Raw genomic sequence first — 21,682 nt, 5'->3', positions numbered from 1 at the left:
TTTCTATGCGTCTATTTTTTTCCCTGATTATCCTGTTGATTTCCTTTCAGCTAAAAGCACAAACTACAGATACTTATTATGCTGAGCAATATAAAATCATTGACAGTTTATTGCTAAAAGACCGGTTGCCCAAAACAGCACTGGAAAAAGTGAAAGCCTTATACAAGAAAGCTGTAACAGAAAAAAAGGAAGCAGAGCAGATCAGGGCAATGATTTATGAAACAGAGATTGAACAGGAATATACCGAAGAAGGCTATACCCAAACCCTGCAGACATTAAAAAAAGCCTGTCAGCAATCCAAAGAAAATTCCTTATTAAAGTCTTTATTACATGTACTGATTGCCAAAAAATACAATGAATATTACGAGAACCAAAAATGGAATTTATACAACCGGAAGAACTGGAATGCACAGTCGTTAAAAGATAGTATTGAAGCGCAATTCAAACAGGCAAAAGCCAACACTACCCTTTTAATAAATAATTCGCTGGCCCTGTATGCTCCTATTGTTATAGGGGGATCAGAACCGCTGCAACATTATACCCTCTACGATTTACTCTTATTGGAACAGATAAAATATTACACCGAAGGTCTGGGAAATACTGCCAGTGAGGGTAATCAAAAAACCGTGTCTGCCTTATATCAGGAATTGATAGATGGAAAAAAAACAGACGAGCCAATTCAGCAGCGTTTTCGTTTAAATTTTCTAAAATGGCAGTATCAGGAAAATAATATACAAGAAACCGAATATACAGCTGCACTAAGACAATTCACTAAAATAGATACTGTCGGATTTTATAAAGCAGCGTCCAGCTCATCACCAATGGCAGCGACATACATTTCAGTAATTGCAGATGCCTATCAGGAACTGGCCAGGCTAACTGCTGAAAAAGGAAGAAGTTATCATCCCTTCAAAGACAGTTCCAACAGGTATGCATTAGTAAATGCTTTATCTATTATTGATGAGGCTGAATCGCAACTTAGCAAAGCAGAGAACAGTTCAATGCTCATCAGAAAAAGTGGATTAACAGATTTGCAAAACGAAATCAAAGACAAGAAAACCTGGATACAAGTAGAGGAATACAATGAGAGCAACAAACCTTTCCGGGCATTTTTGCAATTTAAAAATACAGATACGCTTTATGGAAAATTGTACAAAGTCAATTTTGGCTTTTATCCCAAAGGAATTCAATCAGAAGAAATTTTATCTACTATCCTAAAACAAAATTTAGTCAGAGAAATAGCCATACCACTCCCATCTACGGGCGATTATCAAACACATTTTACTGAGTTTAAAATAGATCCACTTTCAGATGGCACATACTTGCTGTTAACCAGTGCTGGCAAATCCTTTAATATTTCAAAGGACAAGCTGGGATACACTGTATTCAATGTATCTAAGTGGGTCTATATTAAAGACAATCAGCAATACTTTATCAGAAACTATGGAGATGGTAAACCTGTGGTAAATGCATCCGTAAGTGTCATGCAAAATGTATATAACAGAAATACAGGTATTTCAGAACAGAAAACCCTTTTAGAAACCATAACAGATGAGCAAGGCGGTTTTCAGATTACACAAAAAGTAGATAATAGTATAACTGTTCAGGTAAAAAACAAAAACAGCATTTTACAGTTTAGTGAGTACCAATATCAATTCAGAAGTTTACATACTGAAACAGACCCGTCCATTGAATTTGAAAAGGGCAACAAGCGAATCCATTTTTTTACCGACCGATCCATTTACCGACCAGGGCAAACCATCTATTTTAAAGGTATTGCCATTACCAGGGATTGGGGAACAAAGCAATCCAAATTGGTAAAAGACAAAACACCAATTCGCCTCTATCTGTATAATGCAAGCTGGCAAAAAGTAGATTCCCTTTTTCTTATGTTGAATTCCTTTGGAAGTATTACAGGCCAGTTTCCTATTCCGAACAAAGGGCTTACCGGAACCTTTACCATTGAAGCAGTGGATTACAATTCTTCAAGAGCAAACGTAAAGGTAGAAGAATACAAAAGACCAACTATTCAACTAGTTTTTAACCAGCCTAAGTTTGGCTATCGATTAAACGACAGCATACATTATACCATTCAAGCATTGGGCTATGCAGGGAATGTTATCAACGGGGCAAAAGTGGTGTACACAGTTAAGCAATTTGGAAGACGTCCACAACCCGAAGGCAATATTATTGCCCAAGGAAATGGCATTACCGATGGAAGTGGAAAGTTTATTATACCCTTCAAAGCTTTGTATGATAGCACTAAAGAAAAGGTTGAGGATTTATCCATGAATTATATTGTTCAACTAACGGTAACAGATTTAAATGGAGAGAGCAGATCGGGCAATATCAATATCAGTGCGGCCAGAACTGCCTGGAGACTATCTATTCAAACCCCGTCTATTGTTGTTCAAAACCAATTTAAAAATATTGAAACCCTGGTGCAGGACCTGAATGGAAAAACAAAATACATACCAGTACAATCAGCTATTTACAAACTAACAGAACCCGATCAATTTGTTAGAAAAAAATACTGGGAGCGTTCTGATCTGCATATATATGACTCCCTTACTTATCGAAAATATTTTCCGCAGGATGAATACAACCAGGAAACAGAAATTGCAAACTGGCCAGTTGCAACAATAGCTACAGATATAAACAAACTGGAAGCAGGCACTTATAAAGTAATTGCTACTGCAGTAGATAGTTTTGGTTTAACACTCAAAACCGTCCAGTATTTACAAGTGATTAATACTGAAAAAAATAAAAGCTATCCGAATCACTTTCAATACTATTCAACAACCACTAAGAAGCCAGGAGATACCTTACAAATCATTACAGCATACCCGGTAAGTAATGCATCTGTTATCCAAAAAATAAAAAGAGGCAATGCAGTGTCAACTTATCAATACAAGCAAGCAGAAAACCTATCAAAGGAAGAATATATTATCAGTGAAAATGACAAAGGCGGAATCTTTTTGCAGGAAGTATTTATTGCAAACGGAAGAATGTATAAACAGGTTCAATCCATCGCTGTCCCTTTTTACGACAAAGAACTATCCATTAAAACCGGAACTTTCAGAAATGTTTTTGAACCTGGTTCTAAAGAAAGCTGGCAAATTGAAGTAGCAGGTAGCAGGGCAAATGAAAAAGCAGCAGAAATGCTAACTGGCATGTATGATGCCAGTCTTGATGCTTTGCATCCCCATAATTGGGATCGTTTAGACTTATGGAACAGTACCAATTTCGATAATGGATTCAACAGCACCCTATTCCGTGCCACCCATATTACCCTTTTATACGATTATCAATGTTTCTGTGAAGCCAAACCCTATACAGATCCGCATCTGCTTAGTGGCATACCGGTACAATGGAAAATGAAAGATCGGGTTTTGTATGAAACACAGGCCCAAAAATCTCTAGCAGCACCCCCACCTTCGAATATAAGGGTTAGGGGTAAAAATTCGCTAATGGAAGAGGACTATGACAAAGTATTTACTGCAACCGAAATAGTAGATCCTATCACGGGTGATATCATTCGTAACGGAAGACTTATTCCAGCCAACAAACCTGCAGAAGCCTTAGTGCAAATCAGAAAGAATTTCAATGAAACGGCTTTCTTTATTCCACAATTGTATGCAGACAGCACAGGTAAATATACTTTTAGTTTTCAGTTTCCTGATGCAACTACCCAATGGAAATGGATGACCCTGGCCCATACCAAAGAACTGGCCGTTGGTTATACAGAACAGAAAGTACAAACACAAAAAAGCCTGATGGTGCAACCCAACCTTCCCCGTTTTCTGAGAGAAGGAGACCAGATGGAAATACCAGTGAAGATGGCCAATCTTACTCAACAAGAACTAACAGGTACCATTACCCTAGAATTGATTGATGCCACCACCAACACACCGGTAGACGGATGGTTCCAAAATGTTTTTCCGCAGCAATATTTTACTGCCGAAGCTGGACAATCTGCTGTTGTACAATTCCCAGTACAAATACCATTCAGCTACAACAAACCATTACGCATTCGAATGATTGCGAAGACCAATAGCTTTAGTGACGGCGAAGAACATATCATTCCGGTTTTAAGTAACAGACAATTCATAACGGAAACGCTACCTATCTATCTTTCCAAAGACACCACACAACAATTCACTTTCAGTAAACTTATCAATACGCAAAGTGAAGGAATCAGTACCGAAGCCCTGACCGTTGAATATACCACACAACCAGCATGGAATGCCATACAGGCATTGGGCTATATAAAAACAGATCCTGAACAATCTGCCATACAACAATTCAGCCGCATCTATGCTAATTTGATGGCTTTGCATATCCTTAAAAAATATCCTGTTATTGGTAAAACATTAGAAGACTGGAGAAAAGACAGTACGGCTTTGCTCAACCCATTAGAAAAGAATAATGAACTAAAACAGATTTTACTGGAAGAAACGCCATGGGTACTTGATGCAAAATCAGGAAACCTTTTATTAAAAGAACTGGCCAACCAATTCAATGCAGAAAGAATGGCAAGTGAAAATGAAGAGAGCATCATTCGTTTGGAAAAACTGCAAGGTAAAGACGGAAGTTTTAGTTGGTTCGAAGGAGGAAATTCCGATCCTTTTATCACCAATTACATTTTAACACAAATAGGAAAGTTAAAAAGAATCGGCGCCATTGATCCATCCATTTCTGCAAAATTAAGAGTGATGCTGGTGAAAGCCAATCATTTTATGGACAGTGATATCCAGTATCGTTACAAAAAAGACAAAGACGCAAAACAAATTAGCATTCCGTTGGATTATTTGGTAATGCGAAGCTTGTACAGAGATATTGCTAATACCAATGACTCTGCCTATCAGTTCTATTTAAAGAAAGCATTAGCCAACTGGTCTCAGCAAAATTTATATGGACAGGCTATGGCAGCTTTGCTTGCTCACAGAAACAATCAGACTGCATTAGCTGAAAGGATATTGAAATCACTGGCAGAACAATCGATGAATGAAACCATCAAAGGCGTGTATTGGAAAAACAGATTAACCTCCAGATGGTATGCTATGCCAATACAACACCAGAGTATGATGATTGATTGTTTCAGTGAAATCAACACTGCACTTCCAAAACAACCTTACAAGCAATTCATCAGCGGTATGCTTACCTGGTTAATTTTGAACAAAGAAACCAATCATTGGGGTAACAGCTTAAGTACCACAGAAGCTGTGTACAGCATAGTTGCGAATGCTGGAGAATGGTTTGGCAATAAGAGAGCAGTTCAGATAAAACTGGGCAATACTACCACTCTAGGAACTGCAACAGAAAAAACAATGGAAGGTTCCGGTTATTTTAAAAAGAGAATAGAAGGCAGTAAAGTGAATGCAACCATGGGAAATATTACTGTAACAACTGCTACTCAAAATATGGTGTCAAATCAGCCATCTTATGGAACTATCTACTGGCAATATTTAGCCAATATGGATGAAGTAACTGCCAGTAAGGGAGGAGTAGAAATCAATAAAACGATTAGTGTACACAGAAACAATCAATGGGTTCCTTTGAATGAAAACGAACCAGTTAAAGTAGGAGAATTATTGAATGTTTCACTGAGTATTAAAACGGATAGAGAAATGGATTATGTACATGTGAAAGACTTAAGGCCTGCAGCCACTGAGCCTACCGATGTACTAAGTGGCTACCAATGGAAGAGTCGGTTTATCTATTATCAGAGCACCAAAGATGTGAGTACCAATTATTATTTCCATTCTTTACCTAAAGGTGAACATCAGTTGAATTATACCATGAGAGCAACACATACAGGCTTATATACCGTGGGTCTTGCCTCCATTCAAAGTATGTATGCCCCAGCCATGAAAGCACATTCCAATTCCATTAAAATCAGAATTGAACAATAACCATGCAGGTAGACACGCTCATCATAGGACAGGGATTATGCGGGAGTTTTTTAAGCTGGAACTTATTGAGAGCTGGCCAGCAGGTAATGGTGGTAGATAAGGAAAAACCTTACACAGCAACCAAAGTAGCCAGCGGAGTTATCAATCCGGTTACGGGGAGAAGAATTGTGAGAACATGGGAAATTGAAACATTCATGCCATTTGCAGTAAACGCTTACCGTGAAATGGGTACCGAATTATCCATTGAATTGATTAGTCAATGCAATGTGCTGGATTTTCACAGTACGCCTGAAAATAAAATTGCCTTTACTGAAAGACTAAAAACAGAAACAGAATATTTATCGCTGGTAGATGAAAAAAAATGGGACTCATTATTTCATCTGCAGTTTGGTATTGGTGAAATTCATCCTTGCTGGCTGATTCAACTAACCGATTTATTATCGGCATGGAGAAAAAAATTAGAACAAGTGAATTCGATTGTTGAAACTGATTTTAACCCAGAAGATGTAGTTATTTCCGCTGAACGTATTCAATGGAAAGACATTTCGGCTAATCGGATTATTTACTGTGATGGAAATGCAGGAGCTACCAACCCATGGTTTCAGCTACTCCCCTTTGCACCCAATAAAGGAGAAGCCATCATTGCCTCCATACCCGATTTACCTAGAAACCATATTTATAAACAAAGCTTGAGTGTTGTACCATGGAAGGAAAACTTATTCTGGATTGGCTCAACCTATGAATGGAAATATGAACATGCCAATCCAACTTCAGCCTTCAGAGAAAAAGTAGAATTCCAATTACAAAGCTGGCTCAAGATACCTTATCAGATTGTAGATCATATGGCCTCTGAGAGACCCGCCAATATTGAGCGAAGACCTTTTGTGGGTTTCCATCCACTTCAGAAAAACATTGGTATACTCAATGGTATGGGAACCAAAGGTTGTAGTTTGGCACCCTACTTTGCTTACCAGCTTACACAGCATATCATTAACGGTAAGCCCATTCACCCACTGGCCAGCATTGATCGTTTCAAGAATATTTTAAGCCGTTAATTGCTCACAAAAAATTAATATTGTGCCACAATTCAATCAGGCATGGAGCAAGTCCCTACAGTACACGATGACAGATACGATATTCCGCTGAAGTACCGGAAAATGGAAAACCTCCATATTGTATTCTGGCTATTTAAAGATGTGGCCTGGTGCTTAGGGCTTAGATGGTTGGGAACTTCCATGATTCTTCCAACTTTACTCATCTCCATCATTATTGCCTACAGAACACGCCAGTACATGTCGGAACTATGCCATAACCTGGCTATTACAGTTTGGATTTCTGCCAACTCTTATTGGATGGTCAGTGAGTTTTTTGGGTTTGATCATATTGAAATCTGGAACGGCTACACGTACAAGCATATCGCGCTGATTCCCTTTACCGTTGGAATTTTACTACTGGGTTATTTCTATCTGGTATGGAAACCAATGCAAAAAAATAAATCTGCTTATTAAATAAATAAGCCCCATTCGTCTTCAAAACTGTCTTTCTGAAAAGTACTAACCCATTGTTTGTATAGCTCTCTGAATTTATACAAGGCTTCTTCAATTACTTGTTTGTGGGCTTCATCTGCCCAACCCATCAATACTGCAAAACCTATCTGCTCCATCATCTGCTTGGCATTGGTTCGGATGACAGAAGCATTTTCCATTTTCAGTACATATAAATCCATGCTAATTGCACCAATAATTTTTGGAGCAACAATCATTACATTCTCATAAATCAACGCTTTGGTAGAAGCAGGATGAGTTTCTTCGCCATCATCCGCCAGATTTTCTGCAAACGCAACTACCAAACCAAATACTTCTCTCCACTGATTGTACATGGCTTTGGCAATAGCCCTGGCTGGCCCTCTGCGCCACTCTTCGGCTGCATCATCAGGTCCAACCTTGTAGCGGCTTTCATCCCACTCCGGCAAAAAATTCAGGTCATTCAAATTCATAGAATGAAGTTAATTCATTTCGGCTTTTAAAAAGCGGGCAGTATGACTGGTTTTATGCTGTACCATTTTTTCCGGTGTTCCCTCAAATAAAATTTGCCCGCCACCATCTCCTCCTTCCGGGCCTAAATCAATAATATAATCAGCCATTTTAACCACATCCAGATTGTGTTCAATTACCAAAACAGTATTGCCTCTGTCTACTAGTTTATTCAAAACGTCGAGCAAATGACTAATGTCCTGAAAATGCAATCCGGTAGTAGGTTCATCCAGAATGTAAAAAGTTTTACCGGTATCTTTTTTACCAAGTTCTGTTGCAAGCTTTACCCGCTGCGCTTCTCCACCACTAAGGGTTGTAGCCGACTGACCCAAAGTAATATACCCCAATCCTACTTCCTGCAATACCTTTATCTTTCGGTATAAAAAAGGAACAGGCTGAAAAAATTCGCAGGCTTCATCCACTGTCATATTCAGCACATCACTGATGGATTTTCCCTTGTAACGGATTTCTAATGTTTCGCGATTGTATCTTTTTCCATTGCATTTTTCACAGTTCACATACACGTCTGGCAGAAAGTTCATTTCAATTACTTTCATGCCCCCCCCTTCACAAATTTCGCATCGGCCACCTTTAACATTAAAGGAGAAACGGCCAGCCGCATAGCCCCTGATCTTGGCTTCGGGTACTGATGCAAACAAGGTTCTGATTTCGGTAAAGAAACCGCAATACGTAGCGGGGTTACTTCTTGGAGTTCTTCCAATTGGCGACTGATCAATTTCAATTACTTTATCAATATGCTCCAGTCCTTTTACAGATTGAAAAGGCATAGGCGTTACTTTGCTATTGTAACAATGCTTCGCCAGTATAGGATACAAGGTTTCATTAATCAACGTACTCTTACCACTACCACTTACCCCACTCACCACAATTAAATTTCCCAGTGGCAAACGAACAGAAACATTTTTCAAATTATTCCCTGAAGCTTTATTCAATTCAAGAAACTTACCGTTACCTGCTCTTCTTTCCGCAGGCACTTGAATACGTTTTTGTCCATTCAGATACTGAGCAGTATCTGCACCGGATTCCAACACTTGTTGTGGTGTCCCTTCTGCCACAATAGTACCTCCATATTTACCTGCACGCGGACCAATATCCACCAGATAATCTGCAGCCAGCATAATATCTTTATCATGTTCCACCACTAGCACACTGTTACCAATATCACGCAAATTTTTCAACGCCTGAATCAACTGATGATTGTCCCGCTGATGCAAACCAATTGAAGGTTCATCCAGAATATAAGTAATGCCCTGCAACTGAGACCCAATTTGCGTAGCTAGTCTGATCCGCTGCGACTCTCCCCCACTAAGGGTTCTGGAGGAACGGTTTAACGAAAGATAAGTGAGCCCTACATCCAGCAGGAATTGTAATCGCTCCCTGATTTCTTTTAAAATATCTTTCGCAATTACATTCTGTTTTTTGCTCAGTCTTTCTTCAAGGTTAGTAAACCATTGTTGCAGTTTATCTAAATTCAATGCACTGAGTTCTGCAATATTTTTATTATCAATCTTAAACCAAAGACTTTCTTTTCTTAATCTGTCACCATTACAGCTTGTACATACTTTTAATTCCATGTATTGTTCAACCCACTCCCGCATACCATCCGATTTTACACCGGCAAACCAACGCTTCAACATCGGAATTATCCCTTCAAACTCACCTGCATATGGATCTGCACCTACACCCTCTGTTTCAGCGGGATCAACCATTAAGCTATCCCCATCGGGATTTCCGTATAATAGAATATTTAAACCGGCAACAGGCAAATCCTTAACAGGCTTGTCCAGATTTATTTTATTTTTCCTTGCCAGCTGTTCTACATTTCGGAACATATACGCATCCCTTTGCACGCCGAGTGGAGCAATCCCTCCTTCTTTGATACTCAAATTTGGATCGGGTATCACTGCAGATAAATCAATGGAATACATATGGCCCAATCCTTTACAAGTATTACAAGCTCCATAGGGGGAGTTAAAGGAAAAAGAATTCGGAGAAGGCTCTTCATAAGAAATCCCCGTGTCTTCGCACATTAGTTGCTTGGCATATTGAACCGTTTTGTTAGAATCATTCAATAACAAGAACATCAGATCCTTTCCCATTTTTAAAGTTTGCTGCACACTCTGGCTTACGCGCACTCTTAAATCATCGGTTACCTGCAAACGGTCAATCACTACTTCAATATCGTGTATCTTATACCTGTCAACCTGCAACTTGGGAGTCAAGTCAAGAATCTCTCCATCAACTCTTACTTTTAAAAATCCTTTCTTTCTAATGTCTTCAAATAGTTCTCTGTAATGCCCCTTTCTACCTCTGATCAGCGGGGCCAGTAAACTCACTTTTTTATTTTTATACTTGGTGTAAATATTCTCAACAATTTCTTCTTCACTAAACTTGACCATTTTTTTTCCGGTCTCATAACTATACGCTTCACCAATACGGGCAAAAAGCAAACGAAGAAAGTCGTAAACTTCTGTTACTGTCCCAACAGTTGAACGGGGATTCTTATTCGTCGTTTTCTGTTCAATAGAAATAACCGGAGACAAGCCAGTGATTTTATCAACGTCAGGCCTTTCCATATCGCCCATGAACTGCCTTGCATAAGCACCAAAGCTTTCCATATATCTTCGCTGACCTTCATTGTAAATGGTATCAAAAGCCAGCGAGGACTTGCCACTTCCACTAACCCCGGTAAATACAACCAGTTTATTTTTGGGAATTGCTATGTCTATATTTTTAAGATTGTGTTCACGGGCACCCATTACCTGAATAAAGTCGTTATCGTTTGCAGGTATTGATGAAGAAGGAATTGATTTCTTTGCCATAATATTAATAAAGATACAAACAAGGTTGCCGCATCAAAGTTTGGATTCTGAAAAAAGAAAATCAGAAATAACGAAAAAGGGAGAATGCGTGACGAAATGGGAAATCATCAAAAAGCAACTAATCTACCAATTTAATAGACTTTTAATTTGGTGGATTAAATTCTCCGCTGTACATTTGCATTAGTTCTTTAATAATCTTATCAAGAAAGGCGGAGGGTTTTGGCCCTGTGAAGCCTTGGCAACCCATATTACTTTAACTCAGTAGTATGAAGGTGCCAATTCCATCCTGATAAAGCAATGCTTTACGGGGAAGATAAGTCAGAGTCAAGCTTTTATTATTACCGAAAGGAATTGTATACATGCCCATCTGATTTTATCAGGTGGGTTTTTTTTGGTGTAAATACCAGGGAAAGCCACCTAGAGATTAAAGAGAACGATATTTTTTAACTAAAAAAAATCGTCACATGCTCAGTGCAACCCAACTCATTCATGCCATTCCGGTAGATCCGCTTACCGGAGCCATTTCGGTACCCATTTATCAGACAAGTACTTTTGTTCAGGAATCTCCCGGCGTTAACAAGGGCTTTGATTATTCCAGATCCAATAATCCTACCAGAGCTGCTTTGGAATCATTGATAGCAGAACTGGAAGGGGGATCAACTGGTCTGGCATTTGCAAGCGGCTTAGCTGCAATAGATGCCGTAGTTAAGCTACTAAAAACGGGGGATGAAATATTGGCTGTAGATGATATTTATGGAGGCGCCTATCGTTTATTCACCGCAGTGTATGAACAGTATGGTATTACAGTAAATTTTGTAGATACCAGTGATCTGAAAAAAGTAGCCGATGCAATCACTGCTAAAACAAAATTAATCTGGCTGGAAACACCCACTAATCCTACTTTAAAAATTTCAGACATTGGAGGCATAGCAAAAATAGCCAAAGCCAATGGGTGCCTACTTTGCGTAGACAATACTTTCGCAACACCTGTATTGCAACAACCATTATTATTAGGCGCGGATATTGTTATTCATAGCGCAACTAAATATTTAGGAGGTCACAGCGATTTAATCGCTGGCATTTTGGTAGCAAAAGAGGAAACGGTGGGAGCAAGACTGAAGTTTTTTCAGAATGCCTGCGGAGCCGTACTAGCTCCTTTTGATAGCTGGCTGGTGATCAGAGGAATTGAAACCCTGCATCTGCGCATGAAACACCATAGCAGAACAGCATTGAAATTGGCTCAATACCTTGCACAACACCCTGCAGTGGCCCATGTAAACTACCCAGGGCTTCCCTCACACCCAAATCATGAACTAGCTATTCAACAAGGCAAAACAGGAGGAGGTATTATTTCCTTCACTTTGGTTAATGATACCAATGAAGCAGCTATTGCTGTCACAAGTAATACGCAACTATTCAAATTAGCAGAAAGCTTAGGAGGAATTAAAAGTTTAATCTCTCATCCAGCGAATATGACGCATAAGTCCATCCCTGCAGAAAAAAGAAGAGCAGCCGGTGTAAAAGACAGTTTGATTCGCTTATCAATAGGATTAGAAGAAGCTGAAGATTTAATTGTAGACCTAGCAAGCGTTTTAGATTCGCTTGAAATTAATGAAAGCAGTAATGCTTATTTAGTAAACAACGAATATTAGATAAAAGTCTGTACATAATAAAGACAAGCATTAAATAAAAAAATCAATTAGTAAGTAACAAACCTTAAAAGAAAGTAGCAAATGGAAACCCACAAACAGTTAACAATCGGATTATTTGGATTTGGCGTAGTAGGAGAAGGATTGTACAAAGTTTTACAACAGACTCCTTCGCTCAATGCAAGTATCAAAAAAGTCTGTATTAAAAATACTGAAAAGAAAAGAAATGCACCAGCTTCATTATTTACAACAGATAAAAATATATTATTGCAAGATCCTGAAATCAATGTAATTGTAGAAGTAATTGATGACTCAGTAGCAGCCTTCGATATTGTATCCACTGCATTAAAAAATGGAAAATCAGTAGTAAGTGCCAGCAAGAAAATGATTGCAGATAACTTACCTGCTATACTGGCTTTACAAAAGGAAACAGGTTTACCATTTCTATATGAAGCAGCAGCCTGCGCATCTATACCTGTTATCAGAAACCTGGAAGAGTACTATGACAATGACTTATTACACTCAATCAAAGCAATTGTAAACGGATCCACCAATTTCATCTTAACCAAGATGTTCGAAGAAAAATTGGATTTTTCTTCTGCTCTATTACTGGCACAACAACTGGGTTTTGCAGAAAGCAATCCAAAACTAGATGTGGAAGGATACGATGCATTAAATAAATGGACAATCTTACTGAATCATGCATACGGTGTAGTAAGTAGCCCTTCGGAAATTTTATTTACGGGTATTCAGAATGTGCAAGGGTCGGATGCCGTTGTAGCCAGAGAAAAAAACCTAGATATCAAATTGATAGGACAAGCCAAAAAATTAAAAAATGGGAAAGTAGCTGCATTTGTACTACCTCAATTTGTTCCATTGCAAGACCCGCTTTCTTTTGTAAAAAATGAATACAACGGAGTAGTGATAGAATCAGGTTTTGCAGACAAACAATTCTTTTATGGAAAAGGAGCAGGAAGTTTTCCAACTGCATCAGCTGTTTTAAGTGATATAGCTGCGCTACGTTACAACTATCGATACGAATACAAAAAACTTTACCATCATCAGCCTCATCAATTAACCAATGATTACTACTTAAAAGTATATGTGAGTTTTGACGATCTTAAATATATTCCGAAAGAAGAATTTGAATGGATTGAAGAATGGCATGCTCAAGCTGAAAGAAAATACCTGATTGGTGTTTTACATTGCAGCAAACTCATCAATCAGCAATGGTGGAAACAAAACAACACTTCATTGATTCTAGCACATGAAGGTATTATAGATGATATTGAAGTTGTGAACCTGAAAAAGAAAAGCCTGGAACTAGCAGGCGTAATTTAAAATAGCTACTTGTGTTTGGGTGGAACCCCGTTCTGTGGGGCGGGGTTCCTTTTATTTCCAGCCCCTATCTTTGCATAAAACCAAGCTATTGACAACCTTAAATACCAACGCATACAAAACAGCAAGTTCACTCAGTATCGTTTTGGGTATCTTGTTACTATTATTTAGTTATCTGGGGGGTAAGGAAGAGTTGTTCCTGCTATTAAACGGGAATCTGGGTACAATAGCAGATTATTTTTTTGCCGCATTTACATTTGCAGGAGACGGAATACTCTGGGTACCTGTTGCCTTATACTTTATTTTTTATCGTCGTAAGTGGTTACCCCTGGTTTTGAGTGCCATCGTGTTTTCAACGCTATTTGTACAAACTGGAAAAAAAATTATTTACCCGAACGAGGCAAGACCTACTGCAGCCATTGAAGCTTCTGCAACCAATCCAATTCATAGGGTAGAGGGTGTAACCGTGCATACCAATAATAGCTTCCCCTCGGGCCATACCACAACAGCCTTCAGTTTATTCCTACTGGGAACACTGGTAATCCCCTACCGCTATTTCTGGATTCCCGGGTTTATAATGGCTATATTAGCTGGGTATTCCAGGGTATATCTGGCACAACATTTTCCTTTGGACGTTGGTGCAGGCATAATCTGCGCCTTCTGTTCCATATGGATTTCCTTGAAAATCCAACAATTGGCAGATGCTAAGAAAAAGAAATCAGAAAATAAAAGGGCTTAATCCCAACGCCATTCACCGGCAATCTGTAAAGCTTCTTTCAGGTTATTCTTGATCATGAAATCGCGAACCTCCAAATTGGTGAATCTTCTGGCTTTTAATTCTTTGGAATCAGCTACACCATATAGTAGCATTGCGCCATAGCGAACGGTGTTCTTTAATCCTTTCTCATCCACTAGTTTAAAATCATCACAGTCTGCATGGTAACAGGGACCTGCATTATTAGGCAATCTGCCACCAGCTCCCCCACCCGTTGGAATGCCCTGCAACATAAAAGGCTGATGATCGCTATGCAAACCAGCGCCATGATTGAATAAGTTTTTATAACTGGTATCAAAAGTTTGCGCAATTGAACCAATGCCTTCAAACAATTCTTTGCTTTCAATAATGGTAGTTGAAAAACCCTTAGGATCATTGGTCATATCATAGTTCAGCATATACCTGATCTGGTTAATACTTTTATTCTTCATCGCCTGATCAACATAGGCTCTTGATCCCAATAATCCTTCTTCTTCACCCATGAACATAACAAATTCTACCGTCCTTTCTGGTTGCAATTGTAAAGCTTGAAAAGTTCTGGCCATATCCAATACAGCAAAAGAACCGATTCCATTATCAATAGCACCGGTTGCCAGATCCCAGCTGTCGAGGTGACCTCCGATGATAACTTTTTCTTTGGGTTGTGATTTTCCCTTAATGGTAGCAATCACATTTCTGGCTTTTATAAAACCAGACTGATTGGTCATATCAATGGATGCATAATGGGTTGCTTTCGTCATTTCTTCTTTCAATTTCATCCCATCTTCCTTCCCAATACAAACCGCAGGATCGGGTATCAATTTTCCAGTTACAGAAGCTGTTCCGGTCAACAGAATACCTCCAGTGGCCGTATTGATGATGATGATTCCCTTTGCCCCGTACTTGGTTGACAATGCTGTTTTTTCAGATCTATGTAAATTTTTTAAACCGGGCTTAGAGCCTGGTAAAATACCAAGATATACAACAGCAATTTTCCCATTCGCTTTTCCGGGATTACTGGTATAGTCTTCTTCAAGGCCATTTCCCATATCAACCAATTCCATATTTACATTGGCTTTAACAGGAGCATGTGCCAGAGAAACAGCTTTAACGGTTTGTAAATTATTTCTGTCAGAACCAATTTTGACAGTTAAACTGCCCCTACTCCAACTTTCTACTTCAAAGGGTTGATATTTCACGTCTTTAAAGCCATAGGACTTCAATAAATTATAGGCAAATTCCTCCGCCTTCTTTCCGTTTGCAGATCCCGTTAAACGGTGACCAATGGTTTCCGTTGCCGTTTTTAAACTGCTATATGCTTTGGAATGCTGATTTACTTCCGTATTAATTTTAGTGAATATGGTTGTCCATTCAGGCTTTACCTGGGCACTAACAACAGTTGTAATCAACCCTGCAAAAAGAAAACTTGAGAAGAATTTCATTTAGAATAAATTGTAGTTAGGTTACTATTTTGTTTTCAAGTTACTTATTCCAGTTTAATCTTGCAGATTTTAATGTTTGAGCATCTGTTCCAATAAAAATGTCAAAGTCGCCAGACTCCCAATCAAACTTTAGATCATAGTTATAAAACTTTAAATCCTCGGGAGTAATGGTGAAACTTATTTTTTTAGATTCTCCAGGCGCTAAACTAACCTTCTGAAAACCTTTTAATTCAAGCACAGGTCTCGTGCTAGAACCAACCAAATCTCTGATATATAGCTGAACAGTTTCCTTCCCCTCAAAAGCGCCCGTATTAGTCAACATTACACTGGCAGTAACAATCTGATTACCCTTTGCCTTAGTTGTGCTTAATTCCACATTTCCATAACTGAAATTAGTATAGCTAAGTCCGTATCCAAATGGATATAAGGGCTCATTACTTACATCTAAATAGTTGCTCTGAAATTTTTGAAACCAGGGCCCTCTCAAAGGCCTGCCGGTATTCTTGTGATTGTAAAACAATGGAACCTGACCTACATGCTGTGGGAAAGTAGCCGTAAGTTTACCTGAAGGATTAACGTCTCCAAAAAGCACATCTGCAATTGCATAAGGTCCTTCTGAACCGGGGAACCAAACATTTAAGATTGCCGGAATATTTTCATTTTCCCAGTTTAGGGTTAATGGTCTACCTGTGAATAAAACCAATACAACCGGTTTACCGGTTTTTAAAAGTTCTTTTATTAATTTTTTTTGTACGGCAGGTATGTCAATTTGAGCGCGACTACTGGCTTCACCAGTCATTTCAGCACTTTCCCCCCCAGCTAAAACTATAACGTCTGATTTTGCAGCAGCTTCCAAGGCTTCTTTTACTAATTGCTCATCAGTTCTATTGTCACGCTTCAATGATTTCCCGAACATACCTGCCCGTTCTTCAAATATAGCATCTTCATGTAAATTAGATCCCTTAGCATAATGAATGGCAACCTTGTCTCCAATGGTCTCTCTAAATGCCTGCAACAATGATGTGGCTTTACTCAGATTTGCGGCAACACTCCAAGTACCTCCCATATTTTCTTTATTGTCGGCTAAAGGTCCAATCAATGCAATTGATCCTGACTTTTTTAATGGAAGCGTTTTATTGGCATTTTTCAATAAAACAAAACTCTGAGCTGCAATAGATCTGGCTTCCTTTCTATTGGTTTCAGAAAATATTTCTGTCTTTGCACGGTTTTCATTTAGGTACTTAAATGGATCATCAAATAAACCCAGTTTGTATTTTGCTTCTAATACTTTTCTGCATGCTTCATTGATTCTGACAATTGACACTTTTTTATCTTTCAAAGACTCACCCAAAGTGGTTAAAAATCCTTCTCCAACCATATCCATGTCTAATCCGGCATTCATAGACAAGGCTGAAACCGCTTTAAGATCTCCTACTCCATGTGCAATCATTTCGTTCACCCCTGTATAATCCGAAACCAACAATCCTTTAAAACCCCATTGTTTTTTCAAAACATCGGTTAATAACCATTTGTTGCCATGTGCAGGCAATCCGTCAATTTCATTGAAGGAAGCCATTACTGATCCTACACCTGCATCAACAGCAGCTTTATAGGGTAGCATATACTCGTTGAACATTCTAACCCTGCTCATATCGGTTGTTCCGTAATCCCGACCCGCTTCTGAAGCACCATACAATGCATAGTGTTTTACACAGGAAAGCAATGTATTATTTTTAGACAAATCATCTCCCTGGTATCCTTTAACCATTGCTTTTGCAATTTGCGCTCCCAAAAAAGCATCTTCTCCATTACCCTCAGAAATTCTACCCCATCTGGGATCTCTGGAAACATCAACCATCGGAGAAAAAGTCCAATTGATACCATCTGCAGTTGCTTCATTGGCTGCAATTCTGGCTGATCTTTCAATGAGATGCAAATCCCAGGTGGCACTCATTCCCAAAGGAATGGGAAATAAGGTTTCATAGCCATGAATAACATCCATTCCAAACATTAAAGGAATTTTGAGTCTGCTTTTTTCTACAGCCAGTTTTTGCACTTCTTTAATCTTGGCAACAGATTTAATATTAAACAGCCCACCTACTTTCCCTGCTACAATTTTTTTCGCAATATCAGAGCTTTCAGCTGATCCAGTAACGATATCACCGGAACTTGGCAAGTTGAGTTGTCCCAGCTTTTCTTCCAATGTCATTTTTGCCATTAACTGATTAATAAATATATCCATCTTTGAATGCTGTGCATTCAAAGTATTAACAAATAAAAATGCAAAAGCTAAAACTAGGCGCTTAATTAAACTTTTCATTAGTCTACTTTTAAAATTTTAGATTTAAGTGAAACTCCATTTTCGTTGATTGATTCAATTGTATAATAATAGGTTTTTTTAAGATCCATCCCCTTAAACCAATACTCATTGGCATCATGAACCATTATACAATTATACAATTGATCGGGATGGGTGCCATAATAAATATTGTAAGCATATGCATTATCAACGGGGGACCATTTTATCCAAGCACTTCGCTTATCCTTCTCAGTTCGCAAAACCATAAACTGTTTTACGGAATCTGGAAGCTGACCATTTCCATTTCCAAAAACCCTTAACCCGCTTAAGGCAAACTTACCACTAGCCATATGTACATTTTCAATCTTTATGAATCTGGTAGAAATTGGATTTTCCAGTTCAATGTAATCGTGAGGAACATCTTTTTGGTTATTGCTTTTATCTTTCAGCAGTGTCCACTTTTTACCATCCATTGAAGAATAAAGTTTATACTGATGAAATAAATTGGTTTTCTTACCTAATATATCAGCATCCTGATCAGCATAATTAATTTGAATAGCATGAACGGTAGATATAGAACCCAAATCGGACTGAAACCACTCGCCACTATTACCGGTTGATGCACTCCAATAAGTTTTCATTTGCTCATCTACTGCCAGATTGGGTGCATGTCCACCTAATGAAGAGGAAGCCATTACTGGTTTTTGATAATTCAGCAACATCCATCCAGTAAAAGCAGGATTTAATTCGCGAGGGTGTATTTCTGTTTTCCTAAAGGCAGGCAAATAATGCGGATAATCGCCAAATGCAGTATTGGTCCACATCATATCCTGCGCATCAAAACCAGCAGGCCATATTCCAATTCTTCGTTCAAAATTATTCTTAACTGACAACATGATGGTACTAACATGCCAGAATCTGTTGAAATTATCTGTAAATGTTGCTCCATGTCCTGCACCTCTTGCAAAACCACCTAGCTTCATACTCAATGGATCTGACTGTTCTACAAAATATCCAAGCGGGCTTTCTGATACTGCTACTCCATCTGCATATCCGCTGAATTCTGTACCAGGTGCTCCATATTGTAAATAATACTTGTTCTTATATTTAGTTATCCATGCACCTTCCATAAAAGGATCTAGGAATGTATTATCCATATGTTCCCCAAATCTTTGCCATCCATATCGCCATGATTTTAAAGAATGAATTTCTTTTCTGGTTCCAATAGGTTGAAAGGTTTTCCTGTTCAGTTCTATCCCATATAATGGATACACATTACTACTACCATTATACATAAAGAATCGTCCGTCATCATCGGTAAAAAATGCAGGGTCCCATCCGCCAATTTCAAAGGAATCTACCAGGGGTTTCCAGTCATTCAACTTAGGATTTGTACTCATCCACAAAGTAAATTTACTGGTATAGGTTGAGCCAAATACAAGCAAAGTATCGCCAACTATTCCTACAGCAGGTGCGCATAACTCATCATACCCTTCATTCCATGGCCTCAAGAACTTTCTGGAAACAAAATTCCAGTTCAGCATATCATTACTCCACCAGTAACCCCACTGATTGGTACTGAATAAATAATAATCATTTTTATAATTTACTATCACAGGATCAGCGGTTGCCCGATGTCTTCCCCACTCAGAAAAATTGGGGATAGGCGTAAAGCCGTAATCAATATTAATTGGATTGCAATAAGTCTTTTGCTGAGCCAATACATTCTTACCTGAAAAGCAGGCAATGGAAAAAAATAAGATCGCAATAAGATTTCTCACTATTATTCAATTTCATTTATTATAGATAAGGGGCAGTAAAGCCTAATTTTTTCAAACCGCCTTTAATTTCCGGACAAGCCGTAAATAGTTTCCAGATTAATCCTGATCGATAATTCTCAATCATAATAATAGAAGGGCCCTGATCAATAGCTAAGGTAGAAGTAGAAAACCACAAATCCTGTAATTTAAAAGCATCAACGAAACCGTATTCTGTCCACAATTTATCGCCTAGCTTGTAGTAAAAAAATTGCAAGGCCTGCATACTTTCCTTAGGTGTAAACGGGAATGCTGACAAAGCGGCTGTAGGTGCTATTACACCCAGATCATTCGTAGGAGAACTCGCGGAATAACCATTGGGTATATCCGAAGCGCTTAATCCCCAGCAGTTTTGGCTATAACCCCAATACTTTTTGGGATTGTTAATACAATAATTATAATTGATTAAACTATGGTTCACCACTTGTTCCTGATAATCAGCAAAGGGGTCAGAAAGTCCACGGGGATCAATCCCAAGAAAACTGTAGTGAGATAAAAACAAAGGACCTCCCAGCTCTGGACCAAGTGGCAATTTGTAATTAAAATAAACCGAATTGTTCTTCATTGCACCATTTCTGGCAAAACCATTCAGATAGGTCTCACGTGGAATAGCATTGGTATTGGAAGAGGCAGCAAGCACATAAGTTATCAGACATTCATTCCAACCTGATATTTTCAGATTCAAATCCCATTGATAATCCGGACTCCAGTGCCAATATAAAGTTTGCTGATTGCTCTGGCGGAACCAATTCCAGTCTACTGCATCCCAGATTAAATTAATATTGTTTCGAAGAGTGGATTCTTCTGTATTTAAACCTGAAAAATACATTCTTGCGCTTAAGAGTCCTGCTATTAGAAAAGAAGTTTCTACAAGGTCCGCTCCATTATCTTTTATACTAAAAGGAACAACATCTCCGGTAATCCCATTTAACCAATGAGGAAAAGCACCATGAAACCGTTTTGCTTTATTTTGAAGAAAAGATACAATGGTCTTCATTCTTGCGAGACCCTCTGAACGTGAAATGAAATTTCGCTCAACAGCCACTAACAATGCCATAATACCAAAACCCGTTCCCCCCGATGTAACAATATCACCTGATGTATTTCTTTCCCTTGCCATTCCTGATTTAGGATGACCAAAACTCCAGAAATAATTAAATGTTGCTTTTTGAACAGTGTCTAGTAAAGCTGCTTCTGTAAGAACAGGAAATTTATCAGTAGAATCTATGTTGGTGATAAAACCCATTGAAACTGGTATAGAAAGCGACTGCTTGCTTTCGGATTGCAAACTATTATCAATAGAAAGAATATACTTAGTTAAATAAGCCAGCGATGCCTGAGCAACAATGGAAACTGCACTATCATTTTGAAGAAAAGTGTAATTAAGTTTTACAGATTCATTACCATTTTTCAGTAATACAATGGCATTTGCCACACTGGTTCTGTTTATTTTTTTATTGAACCTTAATACTATATTAGGGGTTGTTTTAATATTGTAACTGATAAGGTCTTTTGAAAAATTCTCGTCATTTATACTACTCCCATTTAATGTAAATGGTGTATTATTAATCACCTCGTTTGATTGGTTACTT

General features: G+C 38.5%; 12 protein-coding genes and 1 riboswitch. Of the genes, 6 read left to right on the top strand and 6 right to left on the bottom strand.

What is annotated here, in order from left to right:
- Nucleotides 1-5 precede the first annotated feature (5 nt).
- The 3 genes from TEGAF0_RS00145 to TEGAF0_RS00135 are packed head-to-tail and all read left to right on the top strand — an operon-like array spanning nt 6 to nt 7,423.
- On the top strand, nt 6-5,915 hold the full coding sequence (locus tag TEGAF0_RS00145; protein WP_264899084.1) for an alpha-2-macroglobulin family protein: 5,910 nt from the start codon (nt 6-8) through the stop codon (nt 5,913-5,915).
- A 2-nt stretch (nt 5,916-5,917) separates the two neighbouring features.
- Complete coding sequence (locus TEGAF0_RS00140) at nt 5,918-6,970, top strand: NAD(P)/FAD-dependent oxidoreductase (RefSeq protein ID WP_264899083.1); 1,053 nt, start codon at nt 5,918-5,920, stop codon at nt 6,968-6,970.
- A 42-nt stretch (nt 6,971-7,012) separates the two neighbouring features.
- The gene (locus TEGAF0_RS00135) at nt 7,013-7,423 is read left to right on the top strand and encodes a hypothetical protein (RefSeq protein ID WP_264899082.1); all 411 of its coding nucleotides are present in this window, start codon (nt 7,013-7,015) and stop codon (nt 7,421-7,423) included.
- Here the strand turns inward: TEGAF0_RS00135 and TEGAF0_RS00130 are convergent.
- Both TEGAF0_RS00130 and uvrA read right to left on the bottom strand, forming a co-directional pair.
- On the bottom strand, nt 7,420-7,911 hold the full coding sequence (locus TEGAF0_RS00130) for a hypothetical protein (protein ID WP_051408482.1): 492 nt from the start codon (nt 7,909-7,911) through the stop codon (nt 7,420-7,422). The genes TEGAF0_RS00135 and TEGAF0_RS00130 overlap by 4 nt on opposite strands.
- Before the next feature lie 9 nt (nt 7,912-7,920).
- Nucleotides 7,921-10,791: an excinuclease ABC subunit UvrA gene (uvrA, locus tag TEGAF0_RS00125; protein WP_264899080.1), complete on the bottom strand. Its 2,871-nt coding sequence runs from the start codon at nt 10,789-10,791 to the stop codon at nt 7,921-7,923.
- A gap of 194 nt (nt 10,792-10,985) precedes the next feature.
- A riboswitch (SAM riboswitch) is annotated at nt 10,986-11,111 on the top strand.
- 144 nt (nt 11,112-11,255) lie between these two features.
- Between uvrA and TEGAF0_RS00120 the strand changes: the two genes are divergently transcribed.
- From TEGAF0_RS00120 to TEGAF0_RS00110, 3 genes are all read left to right on the top strand, one after another.
- Nucleotides 11,256-12,443 carry a trans-sulfuration enzyme family protein gene (locus TEGAF0_RS00120; protein WP_264899078.1) on the top strand — a complete coding sequence of 396 codons (1,188 nt, stop codon included), beginning with the start codon at nt 11,256-11,258 and terminating at the stop codon, nt 12,441-12,443.
- Between the two features lie 81 nt (nt 12,444-12,524).
- Nucleotides 12,525-13,781: a homoserine dehydrogenase gene (locus TEGAF0_RS00115; protein ID WP_264899076.1), complete on the top strand. Its 1,257-nt coding sequence runs from the start codon at nt 12,525-12,527 to the stop codon at nt 13,779-13,781.
- A gap of 88 nt (nt 13,782-13,869) precedes the next feature.
- Nucleotides 13,870-14,517 (top strand): phosphatase PAP2 family protein, encoded by a 648-nt coding sequence (locus tag TEGAF0_RS00110; protein WP_264899073.1) that lies wholly within the window; start codon nt 13,870-13,872, stop codon nt 14,515-14,517.
- On the opposite strand, the gene TEGAF0_RS00105 is transcribed toward TEGAF0_RS00110, so the two are convergent.
- Genes TEGAF0_RS00105 through TEGAF0_RS00090 form a run of 4 tightly spaced genes read right to left on the bottom strand, consistent with a single transcriptional unit; the run spans nt 14,514 to nt 21,663 of the window.
- Nucleotides 14,514-15,974 carry a M20/M25/M40 family metallo-hydrolase gene (locus TEGAF0_RS00105; protein ID WP_264899071.1) on the bottom strand — a complete coding sequence of 487 codons (1,461 nt, stop codon included), beginning with the start codon at nt 15,972-15,974 and terminating at the stop codon, nt 14,514-14,516. The two genes, TEGAF0_RS00110 and TEGAF0_RS00105, sit on opposite strands and share 4 nt — an antisense overlap.
- A 40-nt stretch (nt 15,975-16,014) precedes the next feature.
- Nucleotides 16,015-18,294: a beta-glucosidase BglX gene (gene bglX / locus TEGAF0_RS00100; RefSeq protein ID WP_264899070.1), complete on the bottom strand. Its 2,280-nt coding sequence runs from the start codon at nt 18,292-18,294 to the stop codon at nt 16,015-16,017.
- Nucleotides 18,294-20,054, bottom strand: a complete 1,761-nt coding sequence (locus TEGAF0_RS00095; RefSeq protein WP_264899068.1) for a discoidin domain-containing protein — start codon at nt 20,052-20,054, stop codon at nt 18,294-18,296. The genes bglX and TEGAF0_RS00095 overlap by 1 nt, the downstream gene beginning before the upstream one ends.
- Nucleotides 20,055-20,073: 19 nt before the next feature.
- On the bottom strand, nt 20,074-21,663 hold the full coding sequence (locus TEGAF0_RS00090; RefSeq protein WP_264899066.1) for a glucoamylase family protein: 1,590 nt from the start codon (nt 21,661-21,663) through the stop codon (nt 20,074-20,076).
- Nucleotides 21,664-21,682: the final 19 nt, after the last annotated feature.

The organism is Sediminibacterium sp. TEGAF015 (assembly GCF_025997995.1).
GTDB lineage: Bacteria > Bacteroidota > Bacteroidia > Chitinophagales > Chitinophagaceae > Sediminibacterium.
The sequence above is the reverse complement of the archived record's forward strand: the minus strand, read 5'-3'. Positions and strand labels throughout refer to the sequence as shown.